The sequence below is a fragment of the Brevundimonas sp. genome (assembly GCF_036677305.1).
In the GTDB taxonomy this organism is placed as follows: Bacteria; Pseudomonadota; Alphaproteobacteria; order Caulobacterales; family Caulobacteraceae; genus Brevundimonas.
Genome location: NZ_JAKFEB010000028.1, coordinates 1 through 24,629 on the forward strand (window position 1 = coordinate 1; position 24,629 = coordinate 24,629).

The 24,629-nt window shown below is 70.0% G+C and carries 25 protein-coding genes; 13 read left to right on the forward strand and 12 right to left on the reverse strand.

Going from position 1 to position 24,629, the window contains the following annotated elements:
- Positions 1-28: 28 nt before the first annotated feature.
- The 8 genes from V6M42_RS01750 to V6M42_RS01785 all read left to right on the forward strand — a co-directional run bounded on the left by V6M42_RS01750 (position 29) and on the right by V6M42_RS01785 (position 6,813).
- Complete coding sequence (locus V6M42_RS01750; protein ID WP_332657952.1) at positions 29-268, forward strand: DUF6489 family protein; 240 nt, start codon at positions 29-31, stop codon at positions 266-268.
- Between the two features lie 147 nt (positions 269-415).
- On the forward strand, positions 416-1,723 hold the full coding sequence (gene mnmE / locus V6M42_RS01755; RefSeq protein WP_332676721.1) for a tRNA uridine-5-carboxymethylaminomethyl(34) synthesis GTPase MnmE: 1,308 nt from the start codon (positions 416-418) through the stop codon (positions 1,721-1,723).
- Positions 1,724-1,792: 69 nt separating this feature from the next.
- Positions 1,793-3,649, forward strand: a complete 1,857-nt coding sequence (gene mnmG, locus V6M42_RS01760) for a tRNA uridine-5-carboxymethylaminomethyl(34) synthesis enzyme MnmG (RefSeq protein WP_332676723.1) — start codon at positions 1,793-1,795, stop codon at positions 3,647-3,649.
- Positions 3,650-3,702: 53 nt separating this feature from the next.
- On the forward strand, positions 3,703-4,275 hold the full coding sequence (rsmG, locus tag V6M42_RS01765; RefSeq protein WP_332657966.1) for a 16S rRNA (guanine(527)-N(7))-methyltransferase RsmG: 573 nt from the start codon (positions 3,703-3,705) through the stop codon (positions 4,273-4,275).
- Complete coding sequence (locus V6M42_RS01770) at positions 4,259-5,071, forward strand: ParA family protein (RefSeq protein WP_332676725.1); 813 nt, start codon at positions 4,259-4,261, stop codon at positions 5,069-5,071. The genes rsmG and V6M42_RS01770 overlap by 17 nt, the downstream gene beginning before the upstream one ends.
- 28 nt (positions 5,072-5,099) lie before the next feature.
- Complete coding sequence (locus V6M42_RS01775; protein ID WP_332676728.1) at positions 5,100-5,990, forward strand: ParB/RepB/Spo0J family partition protein; 891 nt, start codon at positions 5,100-5,102, stop codon at positions 5,988-5,990.
- The gene (locus V6M42_RS01780) at positions 5,991-6,623 is read left to right on the forward strand and encodes a class I SAM-dependent methyltransferase (protein ID WP_332657957.1); all 633 of its coding nucleotides are present in this window, start codon (positions 5,991-5,993) and stop codon (positions 6,621-6,623) included.
- Between the two features lie 4 nt (positions 6,624-6,627).
- Entirely contained in the window at positions 6,628-6,813 is a 186-nt protein-coding gene (locus V6M42_RS01785; RefSeq protein ID WP_332657958.1) for a hypothetical protein, read from the forward strand.
- A 36-nt stretch (positions 6,814-6,849) separates the two neighbouring features.
- Here V6M42_RS01785 and holA read toward each other — a convergent pair whose 3' ends face one another.
- The 4 genes from holA to V6M42_RS01805 all read right to left on the reverse strand — a co-directional run bounded on the left by holA (position 6,850) and on the right by V6M42_RS01805 (position 11,484).
- Positions 6,850-7,902, reverse strand: a complete 1,053-nt coding sequence (holA, locus tag V6M42_RS01790) for a DNA polymerase III subunit delta (RefSeq protein ID WP_332676730.1) — start codon at positions 7,900-7,902, stop codon at positions 6,850-6,852.
- A gap of 10 nt (positions 7,903-7,912) precedes the next feature.
- Entirely contained in the window at positions 7,913-8,392 is a 480-nt protein-coding gene (gene lptE, locus V6M42_RS01795) for an LPS assembly lipoprotein LptE (RefSeq protein WP_332676732.1), read from the reverse strand.
- Positions 8,392-10,950, reverse strand: a complete 2,559-nt coding sequence (gene leuS / locus V6M42_RS01800; RefSeq protein ID WP_332676734.1) for a leucine--tRNA ligase — start codon at positions 10,948-10,950, stop codon at positions 8,392-8,394. Before leuS ends, lptE begins: the two co-directional genes overlap by 1 nt.
- Before the next feature lie 63 nt (positions 10,951-11,013).
- Positions 11,014-11,484: a DUF3576 domain-containing protein gene (locus V6M42_RS01805; RefSeq protein ID WP_332659480.1), complete on the reverse strand. Its 471-nt coding sequence runs from the start codon at positions 11,482-11,484 to the stop codon at positions 11,014-11,016.
- 337 nt (positions 11,485-11,821) lie between these two features.
- Here V6M42_RS01805 and V6M42_RS01810 point away from each other — a divergent pair, with 337 nt between their 5' ends.
- The gene (locus V6M42_RS01810; protein ID WP_332659481.1) at positions 11,822-12,214 is read left to right on the forward strand and encodes an NtrZ family periplasmic regulatory protein; all 393 of its coding nucleotides are present in this window, start codon (positions 11,822-11,824) and stop codon (positions 12,212-12,214) included.
- Positions 12,215-12,220: 6 nt separating this feature from the next.
- Here V6M42_RS01810 and V6M42_RS01815 read toward each other — a convergent pair whose 3' ends face one another.
- Positions 12,221-12,853, reverse strand: coding sequence for a thiamine phosphate synthase (locus V6M42_RS01815; protein ID WP_332676736.1), 633 nt, complete (start codon positions 12,851-12,853; stop codon positions 12,221-12,223).
- Here V6M42_RS01815 and V6M42_RS01820 point away from each other — a divergent pair.
- Both V6M42_RS01820 and V6M42_RS01825 read left to right on the forward strand, forming a co-directional pair.
- Complete coding sequence (locus V6M42_RS01820; protein ID WP_332676738.1) at positions 12,852-13,568, forward strand: YggS family pyridoxal phosphate-dependent enzyme; 717 nt, start codon at positions 12,852-12,854, stop codon at positions 13,566-13,568. The two genes, V6M42_RS01815 and V6M42_RS01820, sit on opposite strands and share 2 nt — an antisense overlap.
- 62 nt (positions 13,569-13,630) lie before the next feature.
- Positions 13,631-14,317, forward strand: coding sequence for a response regulator transcription factor (locus V6M42_RS01825; protein WP_332659485.1), 687 nt, complete (start codon positions 13,631-13,633; stop codon positions 14,315-14,317).
- Here the strand turns inward: V6M42_RS01825 and V6M42_RS01830 are convergent, their stop codons facing one another.
- Positions 14,318-14,842 (reverse strand): hypothetical protein, encoded by a 525-nt coding sequence (locus V6M42_RS01830; protein ID WP_332676740.1) that lies wholly within the window; start codon positions 14,840-14,842, stop codon positions 14,318-14,320.
- A gap of 373 nt (positions 14,843-15,215) precedes the next feature.
- On the opposite strand from V6M42_RS01830, the gene V6M42_RS01835 reads away from it, so the two are divergent.
- Complete coding sequence (locus V6M42_RS01835) at positions 15,216-16,619, forward strand: SLC13 family permease (protein ID WP_332676742.1); 1,404 nt, start codon at positions 15,216-15,218, stop codon at positions 16,617-16,619.
- Here V6M42_RS01835 and V6M42_RS01840 read toward each other — a convergent pair.
- From V6M42_RS01840 to V6M42_RS01850, 3 genes are all read right to left on the reverse strand, one after another.
- The gene (locus tag V6M42_RS01840) at positions 16,616-17,410 is read right to left on the reverse strand and encodes an exodeoxyribonuclease III (protein WP_332659491.1); all 795 of its coding nucleotides are present in this window, start codon (positions 17,408-17,410) and stop codon (positions 16,616-16,618) included. The two genes, V6M42_RS01835 and V6M42_RS01840, sit on opposite strands and share 4 nt — an antisense overlap.
- Before the next feature lie 382 nt (positions 17,411-17,792).
- Positions 17,793-18,425 carry a LolA family protein gene (locus V6M42_RS01845; protein ID WP_332659492.1) on the reverse strand — a complete coding sequence of 211 codons (633 nt, stop codon included), beginning with the start codon at positions 18,423-18,425 and terminating at the stop codon, positions 17,793-17,795.
- A gap of 356 nt (positions 18,426-18,781) precedes the next feature.
- The gene (locus V6M42_RS01850; RefSeq protein ID WP_332676744.1) at positions 18,782-21,145 is read right to left on the reverse strand and encodes an FtsK/SpoIIIE family DNA translocase; all 2,364 of its coding nucleotides are present in this window, start codon (positions 21,143-21,145) and stop codon (positions 18,782-18,784) included.
- A gap of 207 nt (positions 21,146-21,352) precedes the next feature.
- Here V6M42_RS01850 and V6M42_RS01855 point away from each other — a divergent pair, with 207 nt between their 5' ends.
- On the forward strand, positions 21,353-22,606 hold the full coding sequence (locus V6M42_RS01855; RefSeq protein WP_332676746.1) for a UbiH/UbiF/VisC/COQ6 family ubiquinone biosynthesis hydroxylase: 1,254 nt from the start codon (positions 21,353-21,355) through the stop codon (positions 22,604-22,606).
- Positions 22,607-22,722: 116 nt separating this feature from the next.
- On the opposite strand, the gene V6M42_RS01860 is transcribed toward V6M42_RS01855, so the two are convergent.
- The 3 genes from V6M42_RS01860 to trxA form a co-directional block, all read right to left on the reverse strand.
- Complete coding sequence (locus tag V6M42_RS01860; RefSeq protein ID WP_332676748.1) at positions 22,723-22,917, reverse strand: Trm112 family protein; 195 nt, start codon at positions 22,915-22,917, stop codon at positions 22,723-22,725.
- Positions 22,918-23,015: 98 nt separating this feature from the next.
- Entirely contained in the window at positions 23,016-23,675 is a 660-nt protein-coding gene (locus V6M42_RS01865; RefSeq protein ID WP_332676750.1) for an LON peptidase substrate-binding domain-containing protein, read from the reverse strand.
- Between the two features lie 9 nt (positions 23,676-23,684).
- Positions 23,685-24,581 (reverse strand): thioredoxin, encoded by an 897-nt coding sequence (gene trxA / locus V6M42_RS01870; protein ID WP_332676753.1) that lies wholly within the window; start codon positions 24,579-24,581, stop codon positions 23,685-23,687.
- Between the last annotated feature and the right edge of the window lie 48 nt (positions 24,582-24,629).

Sequence of the window (24,629 nt, forward strand, 5' to 3'; positions counted from 1 at the left end):
TGTTTCACGTGAAACATGGAGCGGCGGCATGAAGGTCACGGTCGAGGTCGATTGCACCCCCGCGGAAGCGCGCGCCTTCATGGGCCTGCCGGACGTCGAGCCGCTGAACGACCATCTCGTCTCCGAGATGAAGCGGCGCATGGATGAGAACATCACGGCCATGCAGCCCGAGGAACTGATGAAGACCTGGACCAGCTTCGGCCTCCAGGCCCAGGACCAGTTCCGCAAGCTGATGGAAACCGCCGTCGGCGGGGCGACGAAGCCGTGACCATGGTCTCCTCCCCATCGAAGATGGGGAGGGGGACCGCGAAGCGGTGGAGGGGTTGCCTGACCCAAACGCTGGCGTCGCCCCCTCCGTCTCGGCGCGATGCGCCGAGCCACCTCCCCATTCGCTTCGCGAACAGGGAGGAGACGATTGTCTGACACCATCTTCGCCCTCGCCACGCCTCCGGGCCGCGGCGCCATCGCCATCCTTCGTCTCTCCGGCCCGGGGACCGACGCCGCCCTGACCGCCCTCGGCGCCGGCGGGCTGAAGCCGCGCCTCGCCTCCCTCCGCGACCTGACCCACGACGGTCGGCCCATCGACCAGGCCCTCGTCCTGCGCTTCCCCGCGCCCAACAGCTACACCGGCGAGGACTGCGCCGAGCTCCATCTCCACGGCGGCCGCGCGGTGGTCGAGGCGGCCAGTCAGGCCCTGATCGCGCTGGGCCTCCGCCCGGCCGAACCCGGTGAATTCACCCGCCGCGCCTTCGAGAACGGCCGCATGGATCTGGCCCAGGCCGAGGCCGTCGCCGACCTGATCGACGCCGAGACCACGGCCCAGGCCTCGCAGGCTCTGGGCCAGCTCGACGGCGCCCTGTCGCGCACCTACACGGGATTCCGCCGCGACCTGCTCAAGGCCATGGCCCTGGTCGAGGCCGAGATCGATTTCCCCGACGAGGAAATCCCCGACAATCTGGCCCGCACGGCGGGGCCGGTTCTGGATCAGCTGATCGCCGATCTGCGCGCCGCCCTGGCCGACGCGCGGCGCGGCGAGCGCGTGCGCGAGGGCTACCGCATCGTCCTGATCGGCGAGACCAACGCCGGCAAGTCGTCGCTGTTCAACGCCTTGGTCGCGCGCGAGGCCGCCATCGTGACTCCGATCGCCGGCACGACCCGCGACGTGCTGGACGCCGACTTGATCATCGGCGGCTACGCCGTGACCCTGTCGGACACGGCGGGCCTCCGGGAGTCCGAAGACGTGGTCGAGGCCGAGGGCGTGCGCCGGGCGCGGGCGCGGGCCGAGGCGGCGGACCTGCGCCTCTGGGTCAGGGGTCCGGGCGATCCCGGCGGCGTCGCCGCCGACTATGTTCAGCCGGGCGATCTCCTGATCCGCAACAAGTCAGACCTCGGCCATACCGACGCCGTCGACGGCCTGGAAAATCTCGTCGTCAGCACCGCGACGGGGGAGGGGCTGGCCGAACTTCACGACTGGCTTGCCGCGCGACTGGCCCGCGATCTGTCGGGCGCGGACTTCCCGGCCGTGACGCGCGAACGCCACCGCCGCCGTCTCTCCGAGGCCCTCGCCGATGTCGAGGCCGCGCGCCGGGCGCTCGACCACACGCCGGAGATGGCGGGCGACGACCTGCGCCGGGCGGCGGAAACCCTCGGGCGGGTGACGGGCGCCATCGGCGTCGAAGACATTCTCGGCGAAGTCTTTTCGACCTTCTGCATCGGCAAGTGACGTGTTTCACGTGGAACACCCGAACGGCGCCGGTGGCGTTTGGGGCGCTTTTCCCCTATGTCCCCGGCCATGAAATCCTTTGATGTCATCGTCATCGGCGGCGGACACGCCGGCTGCGAGGCCGCGGCCGCCTCCGCGCGCGCCGGCGCGAAGACAGTGCTGCTGACCCAGAAGCTCGGGACCATCGGCGAGATGTCCTGCAACCCGGCCATCGGCGGCCTGGGCAAGGGCCATCTGGTCCGCGAGATCGACGCCATGGACGGCGTCATGGGCCGGCTGGGCGACGTCTCCGGCATCCAGTTCCGCCTGCTCAACCGCTCCAAGGGCGCGGCGGTGCAGGGCCCCCGCAGCCAGATCGACCGCCGCCTGTACCGCGAGGCCATGCAGGCCGAGCTGGGGGAGACGCCGAACTTGGCCCTCATGGCCGGCACGGCCGAGAGCCTGATCCTCGACGGCGGCCGCGTCGTCGGCGTGGTCACGGGCGAGGGGACCGAGGTCCGCGCCGGCGCCGTGGTCCTGACCACGGGCACCTTCCTGAACGGCGTCATCCATAAGGGCGACCAGCGCATTCCCGCCGGCCGTCACGGCGAGGCGCCGTCGACCGGATTGGCCGCCGACCTCTATGGCGCCGGGCTGCAGATGGGCCGGCTCAAGACCGGCACGCCCGCCCGCCTCGACGGCCGCACCATCGCCTGGGACCGGCTGGAGATGCAACAGGCCGACGCCGAGCCGGTGCCGTTCAGCTTCCTGACCGACCGGATCGACGTGCCCCAGATCGCCTGCGGCGTGACCCATACGACGGCCGAGACCCACCGGATCATCGCCGACAACCTCGGCGACAGCGCCGTCTACGGCGGCCACCTGTCCGGCCGCGGTCCCCGCTACTGCCCCTCGATCGAGGACAAGGTCGTCCGGTTCGCCGACAAGACCTCGCACCAGATTTTCCTCGAGCCCGAGGGGCTGGACGATCCCACTGTCTATCCGAACGGCATCTCGACCTCGGTGTCCGACGCGACCCAGTCCGCCTTCCTGCGCACCATTCCGGGGCTGGAGGCGGTCGAGGTCTTCCGCTTCGGCTACGCCATCGAATACGACTACGTCGACCCGCGCGAACTGACCCCGGCGCTGGAGGTCAAGAAGCGGCCCGGCCTGTATCTGGCCGGCCAGATCAACGGCACCACGGGCTATGAGGAGGCGGGAGCCCAGGGCCTGATCGCCGGCCTGAACGCCGCCCGCGCCGCCGCCGGTTCGGACCCGATCGTTCTCGGCCGCGACCAGGCCTATATCGGCGTCATGATCGACGATCTGGTCACACGCGGCGTGACCGAGCCCTACCGGATGTTCACCAGCCGGGCCGAGTACAGGTTGACGCTGCGGGCCGACAATGCGGATCAACGGTTGACCCCCCTGGCCATGGAGGCGGGCATCGTCTCGTCCCGTCGTGGCGAGGCTTTCCGGGCCAAGTCCGCGCAGCTGGCGGAGGCTTCGTCTGTTTCACGTGAAACAGTGTTCACGCCCAAGGAGGCGGCGGCGCTCGGAATTCACGTAAACGCAGACGGCCAGCGCCGCTCAATCCGCGACCTTCTGGCCTTCCCCGGTGTGACCCTCGAGACCTTCCTCGACGCCCGCCCGGACATCGCCGGCTGGTCGCATCAGGTGCGCCAGCAGATCGAGATCGACGCCGGCTACGCCGGCTATCTGGATCGTCAGGCCTCTGACGCCGAGGCCCTGCGGCGCGAGGAGGCGCTCGCCATCCCGGTCGACCTCGACTACGCCGCCATCGGCAGCCTGTCGAATGAGGTTCGCGAGAAACTGACCCTCGTCCAGCCGCGCACCCTGGGTCAGGCCGGCCGCATCGAGGGCATGACTCCCGGGGCGCTGACGGCGCTTCTGTCCCACGTCAAACGGACGCGGGTGGCCGCGTGAGCCTGCCCGACGCGGCCGCATTCCAGACCCACACCGGAGCCACACCGGCGCAGATGGCCGACCTCGAGACCTTCATCGGGCGCCTCGCCGAGGCCAACGCCGTGATGAACCTGATCGGCCCCGACACCCTGCCGGATGTCTGGAACCGCCACATCTGGGATTCCGCCCAGCTGCTGGAGATGAAGCCGAACGCAAGGACCTGGGCCGATCTCGGGGCGGGCGCCGGCTTCCCCGGTCTGGTGCTGGCCATCATGCTCAAGGACCGCCCGGACACTCACGTCTGGCTGATCGATAGCCTCGGCAAGCGCTGCCGCTTCCTGCAGGAGGTGGTCGACGCCCTGTCCCTGCGGGCCACGGTGATCAACGGCCGGGCCGAGGAGCAGAGGGTCACGGTCGACGTCGTCACCGCCCGCGCGGTCGCTCCGATGGAGAAGCTGCTCGGCTATGCACAGCCTTATCTACAGCGCGGCGCACAGGGGCTGTTTCTCAAGGGGGAAAAGGCCGAGGCTGAGTTGATCGAAGCCCGCAAGGTCTGGCAGTTCGATAGCGACCTCTCCGTCTCGCGCAGCGATCCGCGCGGCCGTATCGTTTCCGTCCGGAGCCTTCGACGTGTCCCCAACCGGTAAGACCCGCGTCCTCGCTGTCTCGAACCAGAAGGGCGGCGTGGGCAAGACCACGACCGCCATCAACCTCGGCACGGCCCTGGCCGCGATCGGCGAGAAGGTGCTGATCGTCGACATGGATCCGCAGGGCAATGCCTCCACGGGTCTCGGTGTTCCACGTGAAACACGGCGGGTGACCATCTATGACGTCATCGTCGACGGCCGTTCGGTCGACGATTCCGCGGTGCAGACCTCGGTCCCGGGCCTGCACATCATCCCCGCGGACGCCGACATGTCGGGCGTCGAGATAGAGCTGAGCCAGGCCGACCGCCGCTCCTTCCGCCTGCGCGACGCCCTGGCCGGGCAGGGGGCCGACGGTCAGACCCGGTACGACTATGTGCTGATCGACTGCCCGCCGTCGCTGAACCTTCTGACGCTCAACGCCATGGCCGCCGCCGACGCCGTCCTGGTGCCGCTGCAGTGCGAATTCTTCGCGCTGGAGGGCCTGACGCAGCTGATGAAGACCATCGAGATGGTGCGTCAGAGCCTGAACCCGACGCTGGAGATCCAGGGGCTGGTGCTGACCATGTTCGACCGGCGCAGCGCCCTTTCGGGCCAGGTCGCCAACGACGTGCGCAATCATTTCGGCGACAAGGTCTATGAGGCCGTCATTCCCCGCAACGTGCGGGTGGCCGAGGCTCCGTCGTTCGGCAAGCCGGCCCTGATCTACGATCTGAAATGCGCCGGCAGCCAGGCCTATCTGCGTCTCGCCCGCGAGGTGGTGGCGCGTGAGAAATCCCGTCGGCTTCAGGCCGCGTGATGATGATTAGAAGAACGGAATCAGTGTCTTGAGCGAACGTCAGCGCGGTCTTGGGCGGGGTCTTTCCGCCCTTCTGGGTGAACAGGTGGCCGAGAGCGCCCCGGTCGACGGCGCGCCCGCGCCCGCCGGCGTGCGAATGGCTCCGATCGAGAGCCTGAAGCCCAATCCGGAGCAGCCCCGCAAGATCTTCAACAATGACGATCTGGCCGAGCTGTCGGCCTCGATCCGCGACAAGGGGGTGCTGCAGCCGATCCTGGTGCGGTCGCAGCCGGGGCAGGACGGCGTCTGGCAGATCATCGCCGGCGAACGCCGCTGGCGCGCCGCCCAGCTGGCGCGGCTGACCGAGGTGCCGGTCGTGGTCCGCGAGATGGACGACGTCGAGGTGTTCGAGGTCGCCATCATCGAGAACGTCCAGCGCGCCGACCTCAACCCGCTGGAAGAGGCCGACGCCTATCGCATGCTGATGGAGCGGTTCGGCCGCACCCAGGACGCCGTCGCCGGCGTCGTCGGCAAGAGCCGCAGCCATGTGGCCAACACCCTGCGCCTGCTGCAGCTGCCTGAAGAGGTCCTGTGGTTCGTGCGGAACGACAAGATGAGCGCCGGCCACGCCCGGGCGCTGATCACGGCCCCGAACCCGGCGGCCCTGGCCCAGCAGATCGTCGACGAGGGGCTGAACGTCCGTCAGGCCGAGGCGCTGGCGCGCCGCGCCGCAGAAGGCCCGAAACCCGGCAAGGCGAGGACGGCTTCGTCGGCCCCGGGCGAGGGCGCGGCCGATGTGGCGGCGCTGGAGCAGGATCTGGCCGACGCCCTGGGCCTGAAGGTCCAGCTGGCGGACAAGGGCGGCAAGGGCGAGATCACCATCCGCTACGGCACGCTGGAACAGCTGGACGACCTGTGCCGCCGGCTGATGCGCGGCTAGATGAAGGATCCGGCCGAGGCGGCGGCCGAGGCCATCATCGGCCTCTACAGCCGGCACGCCGACGACTGGGCCCGGATGCGCGACGGGCCGTTGAACGCGGACGAGCGCCCCCATTTCGAACGCTATGCGGCGGCCCTGCCCGAGGGCGGGGAGGTGCTGGATCTGGGCTGCGGCTCCGGGCGGCCGATCGCGGCCTGGCTGATCGGGCGGGGGTTTCGCCTGACGGGCGTGGACGCCTCTCCGGGCCTGATCGCGCGCTGCCGGAGCGCCTTTCCGGAGCATGACTGGCGGGTGGCGGACATGCGCGGGCTGGACCTGGGCCGGCGGTTCGACGGCGTCCTGGCGTGGTTCAGCGCCTTTCACCTGACGGCGGAGGCTCAAGGCGCGATGGCGGCGGTCTACGCCCGGCACCTGCGGCCCGGCGGCGTGCTGATGTTCATCGGCGGGCCCGGGCGGGGCGTGGCCATGGGAACCTGGCTGGGCGAACCGCTGTATCACGCCAGTCAGGATCCTTCGGAGTATCGCGCCGGGCTGGAACAGGCCGGGCTGGTCGATATCGAGGAACGGTTTCTCAAGGCGGGGACAGACGATCCGGCGAGGGTCTGGACGGCGCGGCGCAGCGTGTCAGACTGAGGCCATGACCGACAAACCTTCCAATCCCACCGCCGAAGCCATGAAGAAGGCGCTGGCCGCCAAGAAGGCGGGCGGCGGCGCGCCCGCCTCGGGCGGCTTCAAGCCCGCACAGCATGCAGAGAAGTCCATGGCGCGCCAGAGCGCTGCGGCCAACAAACCCGCCTTCCGCAAGGCGTCGAAGCGGGGCTAGAGCCCGCCTCAAAGAGCGCGAAGTGGGGCCGGCGCCTTAAAGCCCCAGCCGTCTCGCCCGCGCGGAAATCTCCAGCAGCAGCCGTTCGGCGATCAGCTGGTCGGGCGAGCCCGTGGTCTTGGTGGCGACGTCGGCCGTGTTGACGCTGTCCAGAACCCGGTCGAGGTCTTCCAGCCGCCAGCTGCGCGCCTGACGCAGCATCTCGGCCTCCTGCTTCCAGAACACCCCCGCCGCCTTGGCCGCCTCCTTGGCGCCGGACCCGTTGGCCTGCAGCACATTGATGCGGCGCAGCCGGCCCAGATGGATCGAGGCCTGCCTGACCGCCATCACCGGCGATTCCCCCTCGGCGAAGGCGCGGCGCAGGCCGGACTGGGCCGGGGCCGGTCGGCCGCCGAAGGCCTGAAGCGCCGCGTCCTGCAGGGAGGCGTCGGCCTCGACCCCCAGATGCTGCTCCAGTTCGGCCACGTCGATCGTCTTGCCCGAACCGGGCCCGATATAGAGGGCCAGCCGCTCGATCTCCTGCCGCATCAGACCGCGTTCGCGGGGCAGGCGGCTGACGAACCGGTCCAGGGCGTCGCCGGTCAGACCGACCTTGTCGGCGGCCAGGGCCTCCCGCGTCATCCGGGCCACGTCGCCGGTCTCGTCCTCATAGCAGGCGATGCCGACGGCCTCCCTCGCCCCCTCGGCGGCCTTGCGAAGCGCGGAATCGCGGCCCAGGGCGCCGGCCTCGATCACGAGCATGGCGTCGGGGTTGTAGGCGCCCTCGGCGTGGTGTTTGAGCGCGGCGGCCAGCATCCTGTCGATCGAGGCCTTCTCGGAGCCCAGCCGCACGCGCACCAGACGGCGGCCGCCGATCATGCTCAGGGCGGTCAGGGCCTCTTCCAGCCGCGCCTCGTCGCCGTCGATGTCGCTGTCGGTCAGGACGGTGACGTTGAAGGGGTCGTTCAGGTCGGGGGTGATCGCCCTGCACAGGATCTCGGCCCGCTCGCCGACGCCCGAACGGTCCTTGCCGTGGATGACGGCGGCGCGGACGCCGCGGTCGGGCGAGGCCAGGAAGCGGTCGACCTCGGGTCGTTTGGCCAGGATCATCGCGCGACCCTCAAGGCTGCGCCGACATCGCCCGCATGATGTCCAGCCGGATCAGGCGCGCCAGTTCGGCGGCGGCGCGTTCCTCTCCGTCCTGCTGGGCGGCGATGGCGGCGTAGGGCTGGTCGGCGGCGGCGTAGGTGGTGGTCACGGTCTCGACTCCGCCGAGCGGTTCGCCGCCGCCCGCCGGGGTCAGGGTCCAGGCGCCGCGCACGGTCAGTTCATACCGGGTGGCGGTGTCGTCGATCCGGCGGCCCAGTGACCGGCGCGACTGATGCAGATCGGTCTGCAGGCGCCACAGCGGAGCCTGCGATCCGTCGCGGCCAAGGGCGTCCTCCAGCTGTTCGCGCACGCGATAGCCGAGGCGGTCGTCCTGGGTGGTCACGGCGATGCGCGACAGGGAGCCGCTGACGCCCGTGTCGCCGTACATGGGCGTGAAGCCGCAGGCGGACAGTCCCACAAGGGAGACAAGCGCCAGGGCGAGCCGGCGCATCAGCCGACCACCAGATTGACGATGCGATCCTTGACCACCACGATCTTCCTCACCGTCTGACCCTCCAGCCGCGCCTGGACGTCGGCGTCGGCCATGACGATGGCCTCGACCTCGGCCGGTTCCAGACCCCGGGCGACGCGGATTTCCCCGCGGCGCTTGCCGTTGACCTGGATCGGCAGGACCACCTCGTCGTCGGCCGCCAGGGCCGGGTCGAACGCCGGCCAGGGCGCGTCCAGCACCATCCCCTGTTCGCCGAGGCGCGTCCAGCACTCCTCCGCCAGATGGGGGGTGAAGGGGGCGATCAGCCGGGTCAGGGCCGACAGGGCCTCGCGCCGCGCGGCTCCACCCGCCTTGGGCGTGTCCCGCACGGTGGCGATGAAGCCGTACAGCTTGGCGATGGCCGAGTTGAAGCGGAAGGCGGAGACCCCTTCGGACACGGCTTTGATGGCCTTGTGCGTCTCGCGGATGAGGAAGGCGTCGGCCTCGGGGTCGCCCGCGGCCGCCGGATCGAAGGCCTCGACCTCGGCCCAGACCCGCTGGACGAACCGGCCCGCGCCCTCGACCCCGCCGGGGGTCCATTGCACGTCCCGTTCGGGCGGGCTGTCGCTGAGCACGAACAGGCGGCCGGCGTCGACGCCATAGCCCTCGACGATCTCCTGCGGGGCGACGACGTTCTTCTTCGACTTCGACATCTTCTCGATGTCGCCGATGGTCAGGGCCTCGCCGGTCGACAGCTGGCGCGCCGAGCGCTTGCCGGCGTCATTGGTCAGTTCGACGTCGGTCGGTTCGACCCAGGCGCCGTCGGCGCGGCGGTAGGTCTCGTGGACCACCATCCCCTGGGTGAACAGGCCCGCGAAGGGTTCGCGCACCGACATCAGGCCGGCGTCGCTGAGGGCGCGGCTGATGAAGCGGGCGTAGAGCAGGTGCAGGACGGCGTGCTCGACCCCGCCGATGTACTGGTCGACCGGCAGCCATTTGTCGGCGGCGGCCTTCGAGATGGGCTCGGCCGCCGTGGGGTCGGTGAAGCGGGCGAAATACCAGCTGGAGTCGACGAAGGTGTCGAGGGTGTCGGTCTCGCGCACCGCCTCGCCGCCGCAGGTCGGGCAGGAGACATGCTTCCAGGTCGGGTGCCGGTCCAGCGGATTGCCGGGCATGTCGAAGGTCACGTCTTTCGGCAGTTCGACCGGCAGCTGATCGGCGGGCACGCCCACCGGGCCGCAGGCGGCGCAGTGGATCACGGGGATGGGACATCCCCAGTACCGCTGGCGGCTGACGCCCCAGTCGCGCAGGCGGTAGATGGTCGCGCCCTGGCCCTGGCCCGCCGCCTCGATGCGGGCGACGGCCGCGGCCTTGGCGGCCTCGATCTCCATCCCGTCCATGAAGTCCGAGTGGAACAGGCGGCCGGGGCCGACATAGGCCTCGGTTCCGACCTCGAAATCATCGTCCGCGCCGTCAGGTCTCACGACCGGGATCACAGGCAGGGCGTATTTGCGGGCGAAGTCGAGGTCGCGCTGGTCGTGGGCCGGGCAGCCGAAGATGGCCCCGGTGCCGTATTCCGACAGGATGAAATTGGCGATCCAGACCGAGACCTCGCGGCCGTCGAACGGATGGACGACCTTCAGGCCGGTGTCGAAGCCGATCTTTTCGGCCTGTTCGATCTCGGCCTGGGTCGAGCCGCCCTTGCGGCATTCGGCGACGAAGGCGGCGGCGGCGGGATCAGCCTCGGCGATGGCGCGGGCGATCGGATGGTCGGGGGCCACGCCCATGAAGCTGGCGCCGAACAGGGTGTCGGGACGGGTGGTGTAGATCTCCAGACCGTCGGGCGCGGCGGCGGGCGCGTCGCCGGCCCATTTCCACGTCATCTGCAGGCCCTTGGACCGGCCGATCCAGTTCTCCTGCATCAGGCGGACCTTGTCGGGCCAGCGGCCTTCCAGTTCCTTGAGGCCTTCGATCAGGTCGTCGGCGTAGTCGGTGATGCGCAGGAACCACTGGTTCAGCTTGCGCTTCTCGACCACCGCGCCCGAACGCCAGCCGCGGCCGTCGACGACCTGCTCATTGGCCAGGACGGTGTTGTCGACCGGGTCCCAGTTGACCACCGAGTCCTTGCGATAGACCAGGCCGCGCCGGAACAGCTCCAGGAACCAGGCCTGCTGCTTGCCGTAATAGGCCGGGTCGCAGGTGGCGAACTCGCGCGACCAGTCCAGCGACAGGCCCAGCAGCTTCAGCTGGTCGCGCATGGCGGCGATGTTGGACCAGGTCCAGTCGCCGGGATGGACGCCGCGCTCGATGGCCGCGTTCTCGGCCGGAAGTCCGAAGGCGTCCCAGCCCATGGGGTGCAGGACGTCGAAGCCCTGGGCGCGCTTCGACCGCGCCACCACGTCGCCCATGACGTAGTTGCGGGCGTGGCCCATGTGGATGGCCCCCGACGGATAGGGGAACATCTCCAGCACATAGTATTTGGGCCTGCCCGTTCCTTCGGTCGGCGTGCGGAAGGCGTCGGCGGCCGCCCAGCGGGCCTGCTGGCGGGGTTCGGCGGTCTTGGGCTCGTATCGGGCCACGGGAATCCTTCAGGGTCGCTCCTGAAGGCGGGGCCAGAAGGAGGCGTTGGGTATCGGGGAGGGTTAGCCGGCGTTCTGGAGGTTTAGCTGGCGCGCCTTGGTCAGGATGGCGTTTTCCAGATCGGTCTCGGTCTGGGCCGCGACGCGGGCGCCGATCCAGGCGCCCGTGGCGTCACGGACTTCCTTGGTCACCGTGACGTTCAGCGCATCGGCGCGAAGGCGGGTGTCGAGGATGAAGACCGTGGCCTTGAAGCGCTCGTTCGGGTTCGAGGCGTCGCTGTACCAGTCGTAATTGATGACGCCGCCCCAGGGATCGGCGTTGGCCAGGGGCATGAAGGCCATGGTGTCGAGCGTGGCGCGCCACAGGAAGGCGTTGACGCCGATGCCCGTCTGGGCCGCGGCGGCGGCCTTGGTGTTGCTGTCCATGCCCATGACGTCGCCGACGGTGGGCCCGAACGGACGATCCGACGAGCAGCCGCTCAGCAGAACGCCCGAGGCGAGGAGGGCGAACATCGCACCGCGAACCAGCACCATCGAGAAACTCCATTCGGTCGAAACGTGAGGCGGACCGGTTCCACCCACGCGCTGGCCTGCCCGAACGTGGGTCGAAGCCGAGGCGAGGCTCTATAACACGGCGAAAAGGGGCGATGACAAGGCGAAGACGTGTCGGGGGGCATAAGCTTCTGTCCCGCAATGGAGCATTCGCGCGGTGCGGGAACCGTTGAGTCGTGACGCTCGCGCCACAGGAGTCTTCCAGAGTCGCGCGGAACCCCCGTACAGCTGCGCCGTTTCGTTGACCGGGCTGACCAGCAGTGTCTAATTGCTGGGAGTGATCGCGGCGGGATCCCCGTCGCGGCGTAAAGGGCAGGACATGCGCAGCAAAAGCGCCGTCATCGCTGGACTGGCCGCGGGGCTCACGCTCCTCGCCGTGGCGGATGTCGCCTCGGCCCAGACCGCCGCCCGCACCCGCGCGCCCGCCGTTTCCCTGACCGAGGCCCAGTCCGCCCGCGCCGCCACCGGCACGTCGCGCCTGCGCTTCACCGAGCGCGGCCGCTGGGGTCTGGATCTCAACATGAGCCAGCCCGAAACGCGCGACAGCAATGTCGGCGACGTCGAGGCCGGCGCCTATTACCGCGTCAACCCGCGCCTGCGCGTCGGCGCCGCCGCCGGCGTGACCGAGGCCGACACCGATCCGGCGACCGGGCCGCAGACCGAGCGCCGCCAGGCCGCGCGTTTCCGGCTGGAATCGATCTTCCGCTTCTGACGCCGGTCAGGCGCTGAACGCCGCCTGGATCGCCGACACCCCCGCAAGGCCGCAAGCGCCCGAGCCGATGAGGCCGCGGGCGTTTTTCGCGTCTATGCCTCCAAGGGCGTAGACGGGGCAGGACGCGGCCGCCGCAGAGGCTCGAAACGCCTCAAGACCGAGCGGCGACGCGGTCGACGAAGCGCCCCCCGCCTCGAACACCGGCGACAGGACCCGCGCGTGCAGGCCGGGAAGGTCGAACGCCGAGCCCGCGTGGGCCGCGCCGGTGATCAGCCAGGCCGGATGCGTTTCGGCCAGGGTCCGGGCCTGTCCCAGGGCGTGCTCGGGCAGGTGAACGCCGTCCGCGCCGACGGCCTCGGCCAGATCGTCGTCGAGGCCGATCAACAGCTGGACGCCGCCCGCCGCCGTGACCTCGCGCAGCCGCAGGGCGGTTTCGCCGGCGTCCGGCCGGCCGAAATGGCGGAACACCACGGCGGCACCGGCCGGCAGGCGCGCCGCCGTCTCCCACGGCCGGGGCGTGCGGGCCGGGTCGGTGAAGAACAGCAGGGGCGGCAGGGCCGCGACCCGGCTGACTTTGGCGGCGTCGCGTGCGAGGACACGGGCGACCTCCCACAGGATTTCGGCGTCCGAGCGGTTCATGACCTCCTCATCTCCCGATCAAGACGGTGCGTCCAGCGTCGCGAGCCGCCTCGAGGCGGTGCGCGGGCGGATCGCCCGGGCCTGCCGCGCCGCGGGGCGCGCCCCCGACAGCGTCGTCCTGACCGCCGTGACCAAGACCCAGCCGCCCGGGGCGATCGACGCCATACTGGCGGCGGGCCAGCGGGTGTTCGGCGAGAACCGGGTGCAGGAGGCGCAGGGGCGCTGGACGGATCGCCTCGCCGCGCCGCCCCGTCCGGAGCTGCGCCTGATCGGGCCGCTGCAGACCAACAAGGCGGCCGACGCCGTCGCCCTGTTCGACGTCATCGAGACGCTGGACCGGCCGAGGCTGGCGGACGCCCTCGCCGCCGCCGCCGGCAGGGCGGGAAAGTCGCCGCGGGTTCTGGTCCAGGTCAATACGGGAGCCGAGCCTCAGAAGGCCGGAGCCCTGCCCGAAGAGACCGACGCCCTGATCGCCCACGCGCGGGCGCTGGGGCTGACGGTCGAGGGGCTGATGTGCATTCCGCCCGCCGACGAGGCTCCCGGAATCCATTTCGCCCTGCTGCGCAGGATCGCCCGCCGCAACGGACTCGACGTCCTGTCGATGGGGATGAGCGGCGATTACGAGACCGCGATCCGCTTCGGCGCGACCCATGTCCGCATCGGATCGGCGCTATTCGGGGAACGAAACACCCCCCAAACGCCCTCTATGGACTGAAAACCGCTCCGCTTGCCGTCCAACCCTTGGCGGAACGGCCGACGCTCGCCATTCTGGTACCCATGCCCACGCCAAAGACCATCCTGATCATCGACGACGACGACGACCTGCGCGAGGCGCTGGCCGAGCAGCTGGCGCTGCACGAGGCCTTCCGGCCGGTGCAGGCCTCGACCGCCGCCGAGGGCGTGCGGATGGGGCGCGAGGTGCGGGCCGACCTGATCCTGCTGGACGTCGACCTGCCCGACATGGACGGGCGCGAGGCCTGCCGCCTGCTGCGCAAGGACGGCGTCTCGACCCCGATCATCATGCTGACCGGCCAGTCGTCGGATTCCGACACCGTGCTGGGGCTGGAGTCGGGGGCCAACGACTATGTCACCAAGCCCTTCCGCTTCGCCGTCCTGCTGGCCCGCATCCGGGCCCATCTGCGCAGCCACGAACAGTCCGAGGACGCCGTCTTCCGCATCGGCCCCTATGAGTTCCGGCCCGCCGCCAAGGTCCTGGTCGACGACAAGGCGCGCAAGGTGCGGCTGACCGAGAAGGAAACCAGCATCCTCAAATACCTCTATCGCGCCGGGGCCAAGGCCGTGTCGCGCGAGGAGCTGCTGACCGAGGTCTGGGGCTACAACGCCGGGGTCACGACCCACACGCTGGAAACCCACATCTACCGCCTGCGCCAGAAGATCGAGCCCGAGCCCGGTCAGGCGCGGCTGCTGCTGACCGACGCGGGCGGGTACCGGCTCCAGCCTTGATCAGCCGGGCCGCCATTCGCTGAGACGGACGCCTGATGCGTCCTCGAAGGCGATCTTGTCCACGGTCGCCCCGATGACGCAGGCCGGGGGCTCGTCCGCCCATATGACCCGGCAGCGGATCACCCGGCCGTCCGCCCAGGCCGTCAGTCGCCCTTCGATGACCAGACGATAGCCATCCTCGGGGGGCGGCGCGGGCGCTCCGGCCTCGCCACGCACCAGGTGGGTGAAGTCCCGCGTCCCGACCCGGCCGAGCCTGGATGCGTCTTTCGCCCGCAGCATCGCCAGACCCACCCGCGGCCCGGTCCTCACCGTCCGCTCGTCCATCACGGGAAGGCCCGGCGCCGGGCAGCGCTCGCTCTTCATCCACGGGAACGGGATCCACACCCCTTGCACGCCGTCGAAACCGGGAGGCGCGGGGCCGCTGGGATCGCCCTCGCTCCAGTTCGCGGGCGAGAGGGACAGCCGCAAATTTCCCCGGTCCGTCGGACGGAACCAGCGCGCCACGCCGTCGCCAACAGGGTCCACGCCCGGCGGGGGCGTGTCCTCACCAAGACAGCCGAACGCGATCCGCAATCTGAATTGCCGTCCATCAATGCCGGAAGGGCCTGTCCGGGCGACGCCGCCGGCTGTGTCGGATGAGGCGGCGGCGACGGCGTCGAGCAGCTCCGCGCGGCCCAGAACGGGGGGAGAGGATAGCGGCTGCGGGGCGAGAGGCGCTGCGATTTCAGGATCGGGCTGGGCGATGTCCGCCGTCTCACGCCGTTCGCATCCCGAGAGGCCGATCGGGATAACGACCGCGACTACGGTGAGGATCGTGTGAGCCGTCTCTCGCGTCATGGAACCGTCCGCTCCTTCGATCCGCTACCTCTAGCCTAGCGCACCCGGGCGGGGAGGGTTCATGACGTTCGACCAGATCGCCGCCCTCGCCGTTCTGTTGGCTGTCGTCGCCGCCCTGATCCACGGCAAGCTTCGGGCCGACGTGGTGGCCCTGACGGGCGCCGCCGTGCTGCTGATGCTGGGCGTGGTGCGCCCCGTCGAGGTGCAGGGCGCCTTCGCCAGTCCGGCGGTCATCGCCCTCGCGGGCCTGTTCGTCATCGCCTATGCCATCGAACTGTCCGGCCTGCTGGCCTTTCTGATCCGGCAGGCGACGCGCCTGACCCGAAGGCTCGGAGCGCGGGGCATCTGGCTCGTCATCGGCCTGTGCGGCTCGGTCGGGGGTTTTCTGAACAACACGCCGGTCGTTGTCCTGGCCGCGCCGGTGGTGCGCGACATGGCGCTGTCGCTGAATCATTCGCCGAAACGCTATCTGATGCCGCTCAGCTACATCGTCGTCATGGGCGGCCTGCTGACCCTGATCGGCACCTCGACGAACCTGCTGGTCAACGACATGGCGCGAAATGCGGGCCAGCCCGTCTTCGGCCTGTTCGATATCACCGGCGTCGGCCTGATCATCGGCCTGACAGGGGCGGCCTATCTTTACCTGGTGGGAGCCCGGCAGCTCGACGGCGTCGCCCGCCAGGAAGAGGCCGACATGGCGCGGGCGCAGGCGGAACAGGCGCGCCGCGTCCGGCCCGCGGATCGCCTCCCGGCCCGGCGGCGCTGGTTCGGCCTGCCCCTGCTCGGCGAGGCCCGCAGCCAGCCCGACGGGTCTGGCGATGCGGTGCTGGGTGACGTCGACCTCTATGAGAAGGGCAAGGAGCGGCCGCTCGAACTGAGGCGGGCGCTCCTTTCGATCGGTGTTTTCGTGGCGGTGATCTTTGTGGCCGCGACCGGCCTGGCGCCCATCGCCGCAAGCGCCTTCGCCGGGGCGGTGGTGCTGATCCTGCTCAGGGTCATCAGCGCGGACGAGGCCTATGCCGGCCTGCGCCCGGAAATCCTGCTGCTGATCGCCGGCATGGTGGTCGTGGGTACGGCCATCGAGGTCACGGGGCTGGCGGAGGCCGGGGCCGCCTCGCTGATCGGCGTGGTCGAACCCCTGGGTCCGATGGGCGCCCTGATCATCTTCTACGGCGTCACCCTGTTCGCGACGGAGCTCCTTTCCAACGCGACGGTGGCGGTGCTGATCACTCCGATCGCCGTGGCGCTGGCCGATGCGCTGGGAGTCGACGCCCGGCCGTTCCTCGTGGCGGTCATGATGGCGGCCTCGGCGGCGTTCGCGACGCCGTTCGGCTATCAGACCAATGTTCTCGTCTTCCAGATGGGCGGCTACAGCTACATGGATTTCGTACGCGTCGGCGTGCCGCTGAACCTGATCACATGGGTGGCGGCGATGATCGCCATCCCGATCTTTTTCCCGTTCTAGACCGCCAGATCGACCGTCACCGGGGCGTGGTCGCTGGGCTGGGTCCATTCGCGGACCGTGTCGTGGATGCGGGCCGTGCCGGGCGCCACCGAAGGCGTCAGGCCCGGCGAGGTCCAGATGTGGTCGAGGCGCAGGCCGCGGTTGGACTTGCGGAAGTCGGCCGCGCGGTAGCTCCACCAGCTGGCCAGCTTCTGCGGTTCGGGGATCTGGTCGCGGACCACGTCGGCGAAGCCGCCGGCCGCCTGGAGGCGACGCAGGGTCTCGACCTCCAGCGGCGTGTGGCTGACGATCTTCGACATGTAGCGGTGGTTCCAGACGTCGTTCTCGCCCGGCGCGATGTTGAAATCGCCCGCCAGCACCAGCGGCCGTTGCCTGTCGCGCCCCGCCATCTCGGCGGTCAGGCGCTCGTAGAAATCCATCTTGTGATCGAATTTCGGGTTCAGGGCCCGGTCGGCGACGTCGCCGCCGGCGGGGATGTAGAAATTCTGGATCTCGACCCCGTCGACCTCCACGCCCACGCAGCGCGCGTGGCGCTCACGGCAGACGTCGAGCGCCGGGGCCGCCGTGATCGGCTTGCGGCTGGCGATGGCGACGCCGTGCCAGCCCTTCTGGCCGCCGATCTTCAGGTGGGGCATGCCCATGGCCTCGAACGCCGCGCGCGGGAACTGGTCCTCGAGGCATTTGATCTCCTGCAGGCACAGGACGTCGGTCCCGCTCTCCTCGACGAAGCGGGCGACCTGATCGATGCGCAGGCGGACGGAGTTGATGTTCCAGGTGGCGATGCGAAGCATCGCGTGGCTCTAGCATCTTTGATCCGGGATCGCTGACCCCCTTACTTTCGTCATTCCGGGCAAGCCGCTCTTGCGGCGCAGACCCGGAACCCAGCGGCGCGCGAGAGCGAAACTGTCGGGAGCGTGGTTGCCTGCGGGTGTTGACGGAATCAGCGGTGTTTCGCCGCCGTCGCGGCGCCGCTGGGTTCCGGGTCTCCGCTGCGCTTCGCCCGGAATGACGAAAGGAAACAAAAAAGCGCCCGATCGGGGGGATCGGGCGCTGGAAGGTTCGTCTCTCGCCGCCGGGAAGGGGATGAAATCCATAGCGGTCCGGTCGACTCCCGCCGACCTGTTGCGAAAGTGCCACGGCCGGGAAAAAAAGTCAACTCGCCCGGGGCGCGAGTTATCCGCGGCGCGGACGGCGGGTCGGGTCGCTGAGCCGGAACAGGCTGGCGGCGAGGCCGGGCGCCGGTTGCAGCGAGGTCAGCTGGGTGCGGGTGCGCGACCCTTGCGCGTCGGTGATGGTCCATTCGTGCAGCCGCAGGGGCGAGCCGGCGAAGGACAGGATGACCGAGCCGTCGTTGGGACGATCCCGGTCGCGGGCGGTGATGGCGAAGGCGCCCGAGGCCATGCGGGTCACGCGGTCGATGCGCACGCCCTGATCAAGGCGCACGGTGCGGGCGAGGAAGGTCGACAGCGGGGTCGAGCCCAGCGGCACCTGACGGAAGACGTTCAGGCGCGGGTCGTAGCGTTTGACGTTCGAACCGTCCGAGACGACCAGCAGGCCGGCCGGGTTGGTGTATTCGAAGCGCATCTTGCCCGGACGCTGGATCCAGAAACGGCCCTCGCGGCGCTGGGCGCCCGAGGTCTCGACGAAATTGCCCTGGGCCGAGGTCAGGTTCTGCAGATAGGCCTGGGCCTGGGCCACGACGGCGCGGTCCTCCGCCGACAGCGCGCCCTGGGCGGCGGCGGGCAGGGCCGCGAGGGCGGCGAGGGCGGCGGATCCAAGCGCAAAGGCGCGGCGCGAGACGGTCATAGGGGTCTTCTCCCGTTCGGGATGGTTTTCGATCATGCCGTCATACGGACTGCGAAAGGCGCGGGCATGACCCGAGCCTGACCATATTCCGGCGCTGCGATGAAGCCCTGTTCAGGATCATGCGACGGACGGCGGTCCGGACGAACGCGGACAGGACCTCTCCGTTGCAGCGGCCGGGTGAAAGTGTCCGACGAAAATTCGTGGGACATTTCGGACAATTCGGACAATTCCATCGCTCCTCGGGCGCCGTGAACGGGCGACGTTCCATCATACCGCGACCGTGACGGGCGCCAGGAATAGAGACCTGGAAAACTCGAAAGCCTTGCGAATTGCGCCGGATAGCCTGACGGCGACCGCTACATCGGCGGCGGCCCGGCGAGGATGTCGCGCTTGCCCGCGTGGTTGGCCGGGCTGACGACGCCCTCCTGCTCCATCCGCTCGATCAGGGAGGCGGCGCGGTTGTAGCCGATCTGCAGGCGGCGCTGGATGTAGCTGGTCGAGGCCTTGCGATCGCGGGTGACCACGGCGACCGCGCGGTCGTACAGGTCGTCGCCCGAGCCGCCGCCGCCCTCGTCGTCGAAGGCCGCGTCGCCGTCGCCGTCGGGATCGTCGGTGATCAGGTCGAGGTAGTCGGGCTCGGCCTGACTACGCAGGTGTTTGCAGACCTCGTCGACCTCCTGGTCGGTCACGAACGGGCCGTGCAGGCGGGTGATGCGGCCGCCGCCGGCCATGTAGAGCATGTCGCCCTGGCCCAGCAGCTGCTCGCCGCCCTGTTCGCCCAGGATGGTGCGGCTGTCGATCTTGGAGGTGACCTGGAAGGAGATCCGGGTCGGGAAATTGGCCTTGATGGTGCCGGTGATGACGTCGACCGACGGGCGCTGGGTGGCCATGATCAGGTGGATGCCGGCGGCGCGGGCCATCTGGGCCAGACGCTGGACGGCGCCCTCCACATCCTTGCCGGCGACCAGCATCAGGTCGGCCATCTCGTCCATGACGACGACGAGGAAGGGCATGGGTTCGGGGCGGATCTTCTCGGATTCGTAGACGGGGCGGCCCTGTTCGTCGAAGCCGGTCTGGACGGTGCGTTCGAAATGCTCGCCCTTGGCCACGGCCTCGCGGGCGCGCTCGTTGTAGGAGGCGATGTTGCGCACGCCCAGCTTGGACATGCGGCGATAACGGTCCTCCATCTCGCGCACGGTCCATTTCAGCGCGACGACGGCCTTCTTGGGATCGGTGACAACCGGGGCCAGCAGGTGCGGGATGCCGTCATAGACGCTGAGCTCCAGCATCTTGGGGTCGATCATGATGAAGCGGCACTCGGCGGGGGTCAGCCGGTACAGGATCGACAGGATCATGGCGTTGACGCCCACCGACTTGCCCGAGCCGGTGGTGCCGGCGATCAGCAGGTGGGGCATGCGCGCCAGATCGGCGACATAGGGCTCGCCGCCGATGGTCTCGCCGAGGGCGAGGGGCAGCAGATGGGCGGGCTTGTCGTATTCGGTCGAGGCCAGCAGGTCGCGCAGATAGACGGTCTCGCGCCGGGCGTTGGGCAGTTCGATGCCGATGGCGTTGCGGCCGGGCACGACCGAGATGCGGCAGGCGCGGGCGGACATGGAGCGGGCGATGTCGTCGCTCAGGGCCACGACGCGGCCGTGCTTCACGCCCGGGGCCGGGACCAGTTCGTACAGGGTGACGACGGGGCCCGGGCGGATCTGGTCGATGACGCCGCGCACGCCGAACTCCTGCAGCACGCCCTCCAGCATCTTGGCGTTCTGTTTCAGCGCCTCCTCGTCGACCGAGGCGACGCGTTTGGCGGGCTTGGTCAGCATGCCCAGCGGCGGCAGGTCGAAACCGCCGGAGGGGCGGGCGAAGTCGAAGGCGGCCTGGCTGTCGTCGAGCTCGCGCTTCGACGCCTTGGGAGCCTTGGCCGCGGCGACCTTTGGTTCGGGCGCGCCGCGGGCGGGAACGGGGGCCTCCCACGGCGGGGCGTCGTCCCCGTCGAGGCTGACGGGGGCGTAGTCGTCGGGTTCGGGGGCCGGGCGCGGACGAGGCGGGGCCTTGGGCGCAGAGGCGCGGGCCCTGGCGGGCGGCGGCGACATGGCGCGGCCGCTGCGGGCCCAGAGCAGGGCGTCCGTCAGGTCGGAGGTCCTGAGTCCGATGGCGTAGCCGATGGCCCACAGCGCCATGGGGAAGAAGAGGACGCCGGCGATGATCGGGGCGCCCGGGATGCGCAGGGCGGAGCAGGCCATGCGGATCAGGCCGACGATGGCGTCGCCCCACAGGCCGCCGAGGCCGGCGGCCAGCGGCCAGGCGGCGGGCGCGGCGAGGGCCGACAGGGCGGCCGACAGGGCCAGGACGCCGCCGGTGGCCGACAGCGCCTTGAGGGTCGTGGGCTTGAGGCGCTGCTGGATGACGTCGCCGATGGCCGAGGCCAGGCCGAAGGCGATCAGCAGCAGGGCGGCCGGGAAGGCGGCCATGCCCAGCGACTGCATGAACAGGTCGGCGAACAGGGCGCCGTTCAGGCCGAGCCAGTTGGTCGGCGCCAGATCGGAGGCCGCATTGAGGCTGGGATCGGCCGGATTCCACGAGATCAGGGCCGCCAGCAGCAGCGCCGCCAGCAGGGCCTGGAGCACGCCGCGGAATTTGATCGCGATGGGCGCGCCCCAGAGGATGCGGGCGCCGGACCAGGCGCGCTGGCCGATGGCGAGGGCGGCGGACATGGCGGGGACGGACTCCGGACGGTCGAACTGACCGGGGAGTGTGGCCTGCGCAGGGTTAAGAGGCTGTTTACCTAGGGATGAGGGACGAGGGATGAGGGATGAGGATTTTGCGCTGCTCTCTTACTCATCCCTCATCCCCCTTCCCCCCTTCCCCTCCTCCACTTTGCCGCACTGGACCTTTGGGCCCGCCAGCGCGACAACCGGCCCATGAGCACGCCCGACCGATATGACGTCATCATCGCCGGCGCCGGCCTGGCCGGGGCGACCTTCGCCCTGGCTGCGGCGCAGGGCGGGCTGAAGGTCGTGCTGGTCGATCCGCAGCCGTTTTCCCTGCAGCTGGCTCCGGCGTTCGACGGCCGTTCGACGGCGATCGCCTTTTCGACCTTCCGCATGCTGGATGTTCTGGGCGTGGGCGCGGGCCTGCGTCCGCACGCCTGCCGCATGGACCGGATTCTGGTGACCGACGGCCGACGGCCGGGGGCGGCCTCGCGGCCGGCCGGCTCGGCCTTCCTGCGCTTCGACGCCGACGAGATCGGCGACCGGACGGACGGCGAGCCGCTGGGATACATGGTCGAGAACCGGCGCATCCGGGCGGCCCTGGCCGAGGCGGTCACGGCGGCCGGGATCGAGGTCCGGGCGCCCGCATCGGTCGCCGCCGTCGAGGCCGGGCCGGGACGGACGGCGGTGACCCTGGCGGACGGGACGACGCTGGAGGCGCCGCTGGTGGTCGGCGCCGAGGGACGCGGCTCAATGGTGAGACAAGCCGCCGGGATCGACACCGTGGGCTGGGCCTACGGCCAGAGCGGGGTCGTGGCGACCGTGTCTCTCGGGCGGGACCACGGCAATGTCGCGCATGAATATTTCCTGCCCGCGGGGCCGTTCGCCATCCTGCCGCTGACCGAACAGCGGGCCAGTCTGGTGTGGACCGAGACGACGCGCCGGGCCGAGGCGCTGAAGGCCTGTCCGGACGCCGCCTTCCAGTCGCATCTGATGCGGCGGTTCGGGGACTTCCTCGAGGATGTGACGGTGGTCGGGCCGCGCTTCGTCTATCCGCTGTCGCTGCAGCTGGCCGAGGCCCTGACCGCGCCGCGCGCGGCCCTGATCGGCGACGCCGCCCATGCCGTGCATCCGGTGGCGGGCCAGGGGCTGAACATGGGGCTGAAGGACGCCGCCGCCCTGGCCGAGGTGCTGGTCGAGGCCATGCGGCTGGGCGAGGACATCGGCTCGGAGACGGTGCTGGACCGCTACGCCCGCTGGCGGCGGTTCGACAATACGGCGCTGGCGGCGGGCTTCGACGGCTTCGTGCGGCTCTTCTCGAACGACGCCCCGCCGGTGCGGCTGGCGCGGGGTCTGGGCATCGCAGCGGTGAACCGGATTGCGCCCATGCGCCGCGCCTTCATGCACGAGGCGGGAGGCGCGACGGGGGATCTGCCGCGATTGCTGCGGGGCGAGGCGGTCTAGCTAAGTGGCTAGTGGCTAGTGGCTGGCCGACGCCTGTGCGACGGCGCGGTCCGCGTCGCCCTTCCGCTAGCAGTAAAGCTACAATCACTAGCCACTAGCCACTAGCCACTAGCCACTCAGTCCAGCTTCCGCGCTTCCTCGGGCAGCATGATCGGCACGCCGTCGCGGATCGGATAGGCCAGCTTCGCGCCCTTCGAGACCAGCTCCTGATGCTCGCGGTCATAGGTCAGCTTGCCGCGCGTGACGGGGCAGACCAGCACCTCGAGCAGGCGGGGATCGACCGAGGCGGGGGTGTGGAAGGTGTCGGACATGAGGGAAGGTTACAGGGGTTAGGGGTCAGGTTCTAGGGAGGGTCACGACCTGTCGCAGCAGTCTCCAGAACCTAACCCCTGGTCCCTAGCCCCTATCTTCACTGCATCTGCGGCGCGTCGCCCTCGCCGTCGCTGGCGGCGTCGATGGTGAGAAGGGCGGTCAGGACGGCCGAGCGGTCGATCAGGCCGGGCGCCTCCAGCAGCGCCTGTTTCTCGGGCGGCTCGAACGGCAGGGCCATGGACAGGCTGTTGATCAGGGCCTCGGGCGGGGCGGTCTCGGCGGTGTCCCAGTCGATGTCGAGGCCGCGCGTCTCCAGATAGGCGCGCAGGGCGTCCAGCAGGCCGTCGCGGTCCAGACCGATGTCGTCCACCGGCGGGGCGGTCAGGTCGTCCTCGAACGGGGCGAAGTCGGCGCGGATCTGGCGGTACGGCGTCTGGGCCGGCAGTTCGCTGGCCAGGCGGAAGCGGGCGCAGCCGGTCAGGGTGATCAGATAGCGGCCGTCAGAGGTCTCGGCGAAACTGGTGATCCGACCGGCGCAGCCGACGGGCGACAGACCGGGCTGACGGGCCGACCCGGCCTGGGGCTGGAGCATGCCGATGATGCGGTCGCCGGCCATGGCGTCGTCGACCATGTTCAGATAGCGCGGCTCGAAGATGTTGAGCGGCAGCTGGCCGCGCGGCAGCAGGATGGCGCCCGGAAGCGGGAAGACAGGGATCACCTGCGGCAGGTCGGCGGCCTTCACATATCCCTGCGCCACCCGGACCTCCTATGCGAACAGGATGGAGGACAGGCGGCGGCGCCCGTCCCGCGCGATGTCGGAGGCCCCGCCCGCGGCGTCGAAGACGACCAGCAACTGCTTGCGGGCGGCCTGGTCGTTCCACTCGCGGTCGGCGGCGACGATGGCCAGCAGGCTGTCGACCGCCCCCTTCAGATCGCCCGCCGAGGCCTGGGCCAGCGACAGGTCGTAGCGCGCCTGATGGTCTGTCGGATCGGCGGCGACGCGGGCCTCAAGTTCGGATGCGGCGCCGGTCGGGGCGGCCGAGGCCAGGGCCAGCTGGGCGCGGACGCTCTGGACCGTCGGCTCCTTCGAGTCCTGCGGGGCCATGGCGATGGTCTGGCGGGCCTGGTCGGCGTCGCCGTCGGCCAGGTAGACCCGCGCCATGCCGGCGATGGCCTTCTCATTGCCCGGCTCGATCGTCAGCAGCTGGGCGAAGGCCTGGGCCGCGCCGCCGAGGTCGTTCAGCGACAGGGATTCCTCGCCGAGGGACAGCAGCTGTTCGATGTCGGAATTGGCGCTTTCGCCGCCCGTCAGCTTGTCGATGAAGGCCTTGAGCTGGCTGTCGGGCACGGCGCCCTGGAAGCCGTCGACCGGCTGGCCGTTGACGAAGGCGTAGACGGTGGGGATCGACTGGACCCGCAGCTGGCCCGCATAGGCCGGGTTCTTGTCGACGTCGATCTTGACCAGTTTCACCGCCCCGCCGGCGGCGCGGACGGCCTTTTCGATCATCGGCGTCAGGGTCCGGCACGGCCCGCACCAGGTGGCCCAGAAGTCGACCAGCACGGGCTGGGTCTTCGAGGCCTCGATGACGTCGGTCATGAAGCCGGCGTCGGAGCCGTCCTTGATCAGGTCGTCAGGCAGGGCGGTCGGGTCGGCGAGGCTCATCAGTCGGTCCTGTGGTCGGATAAGGCGTAACGCAGCAGCGCACAGATG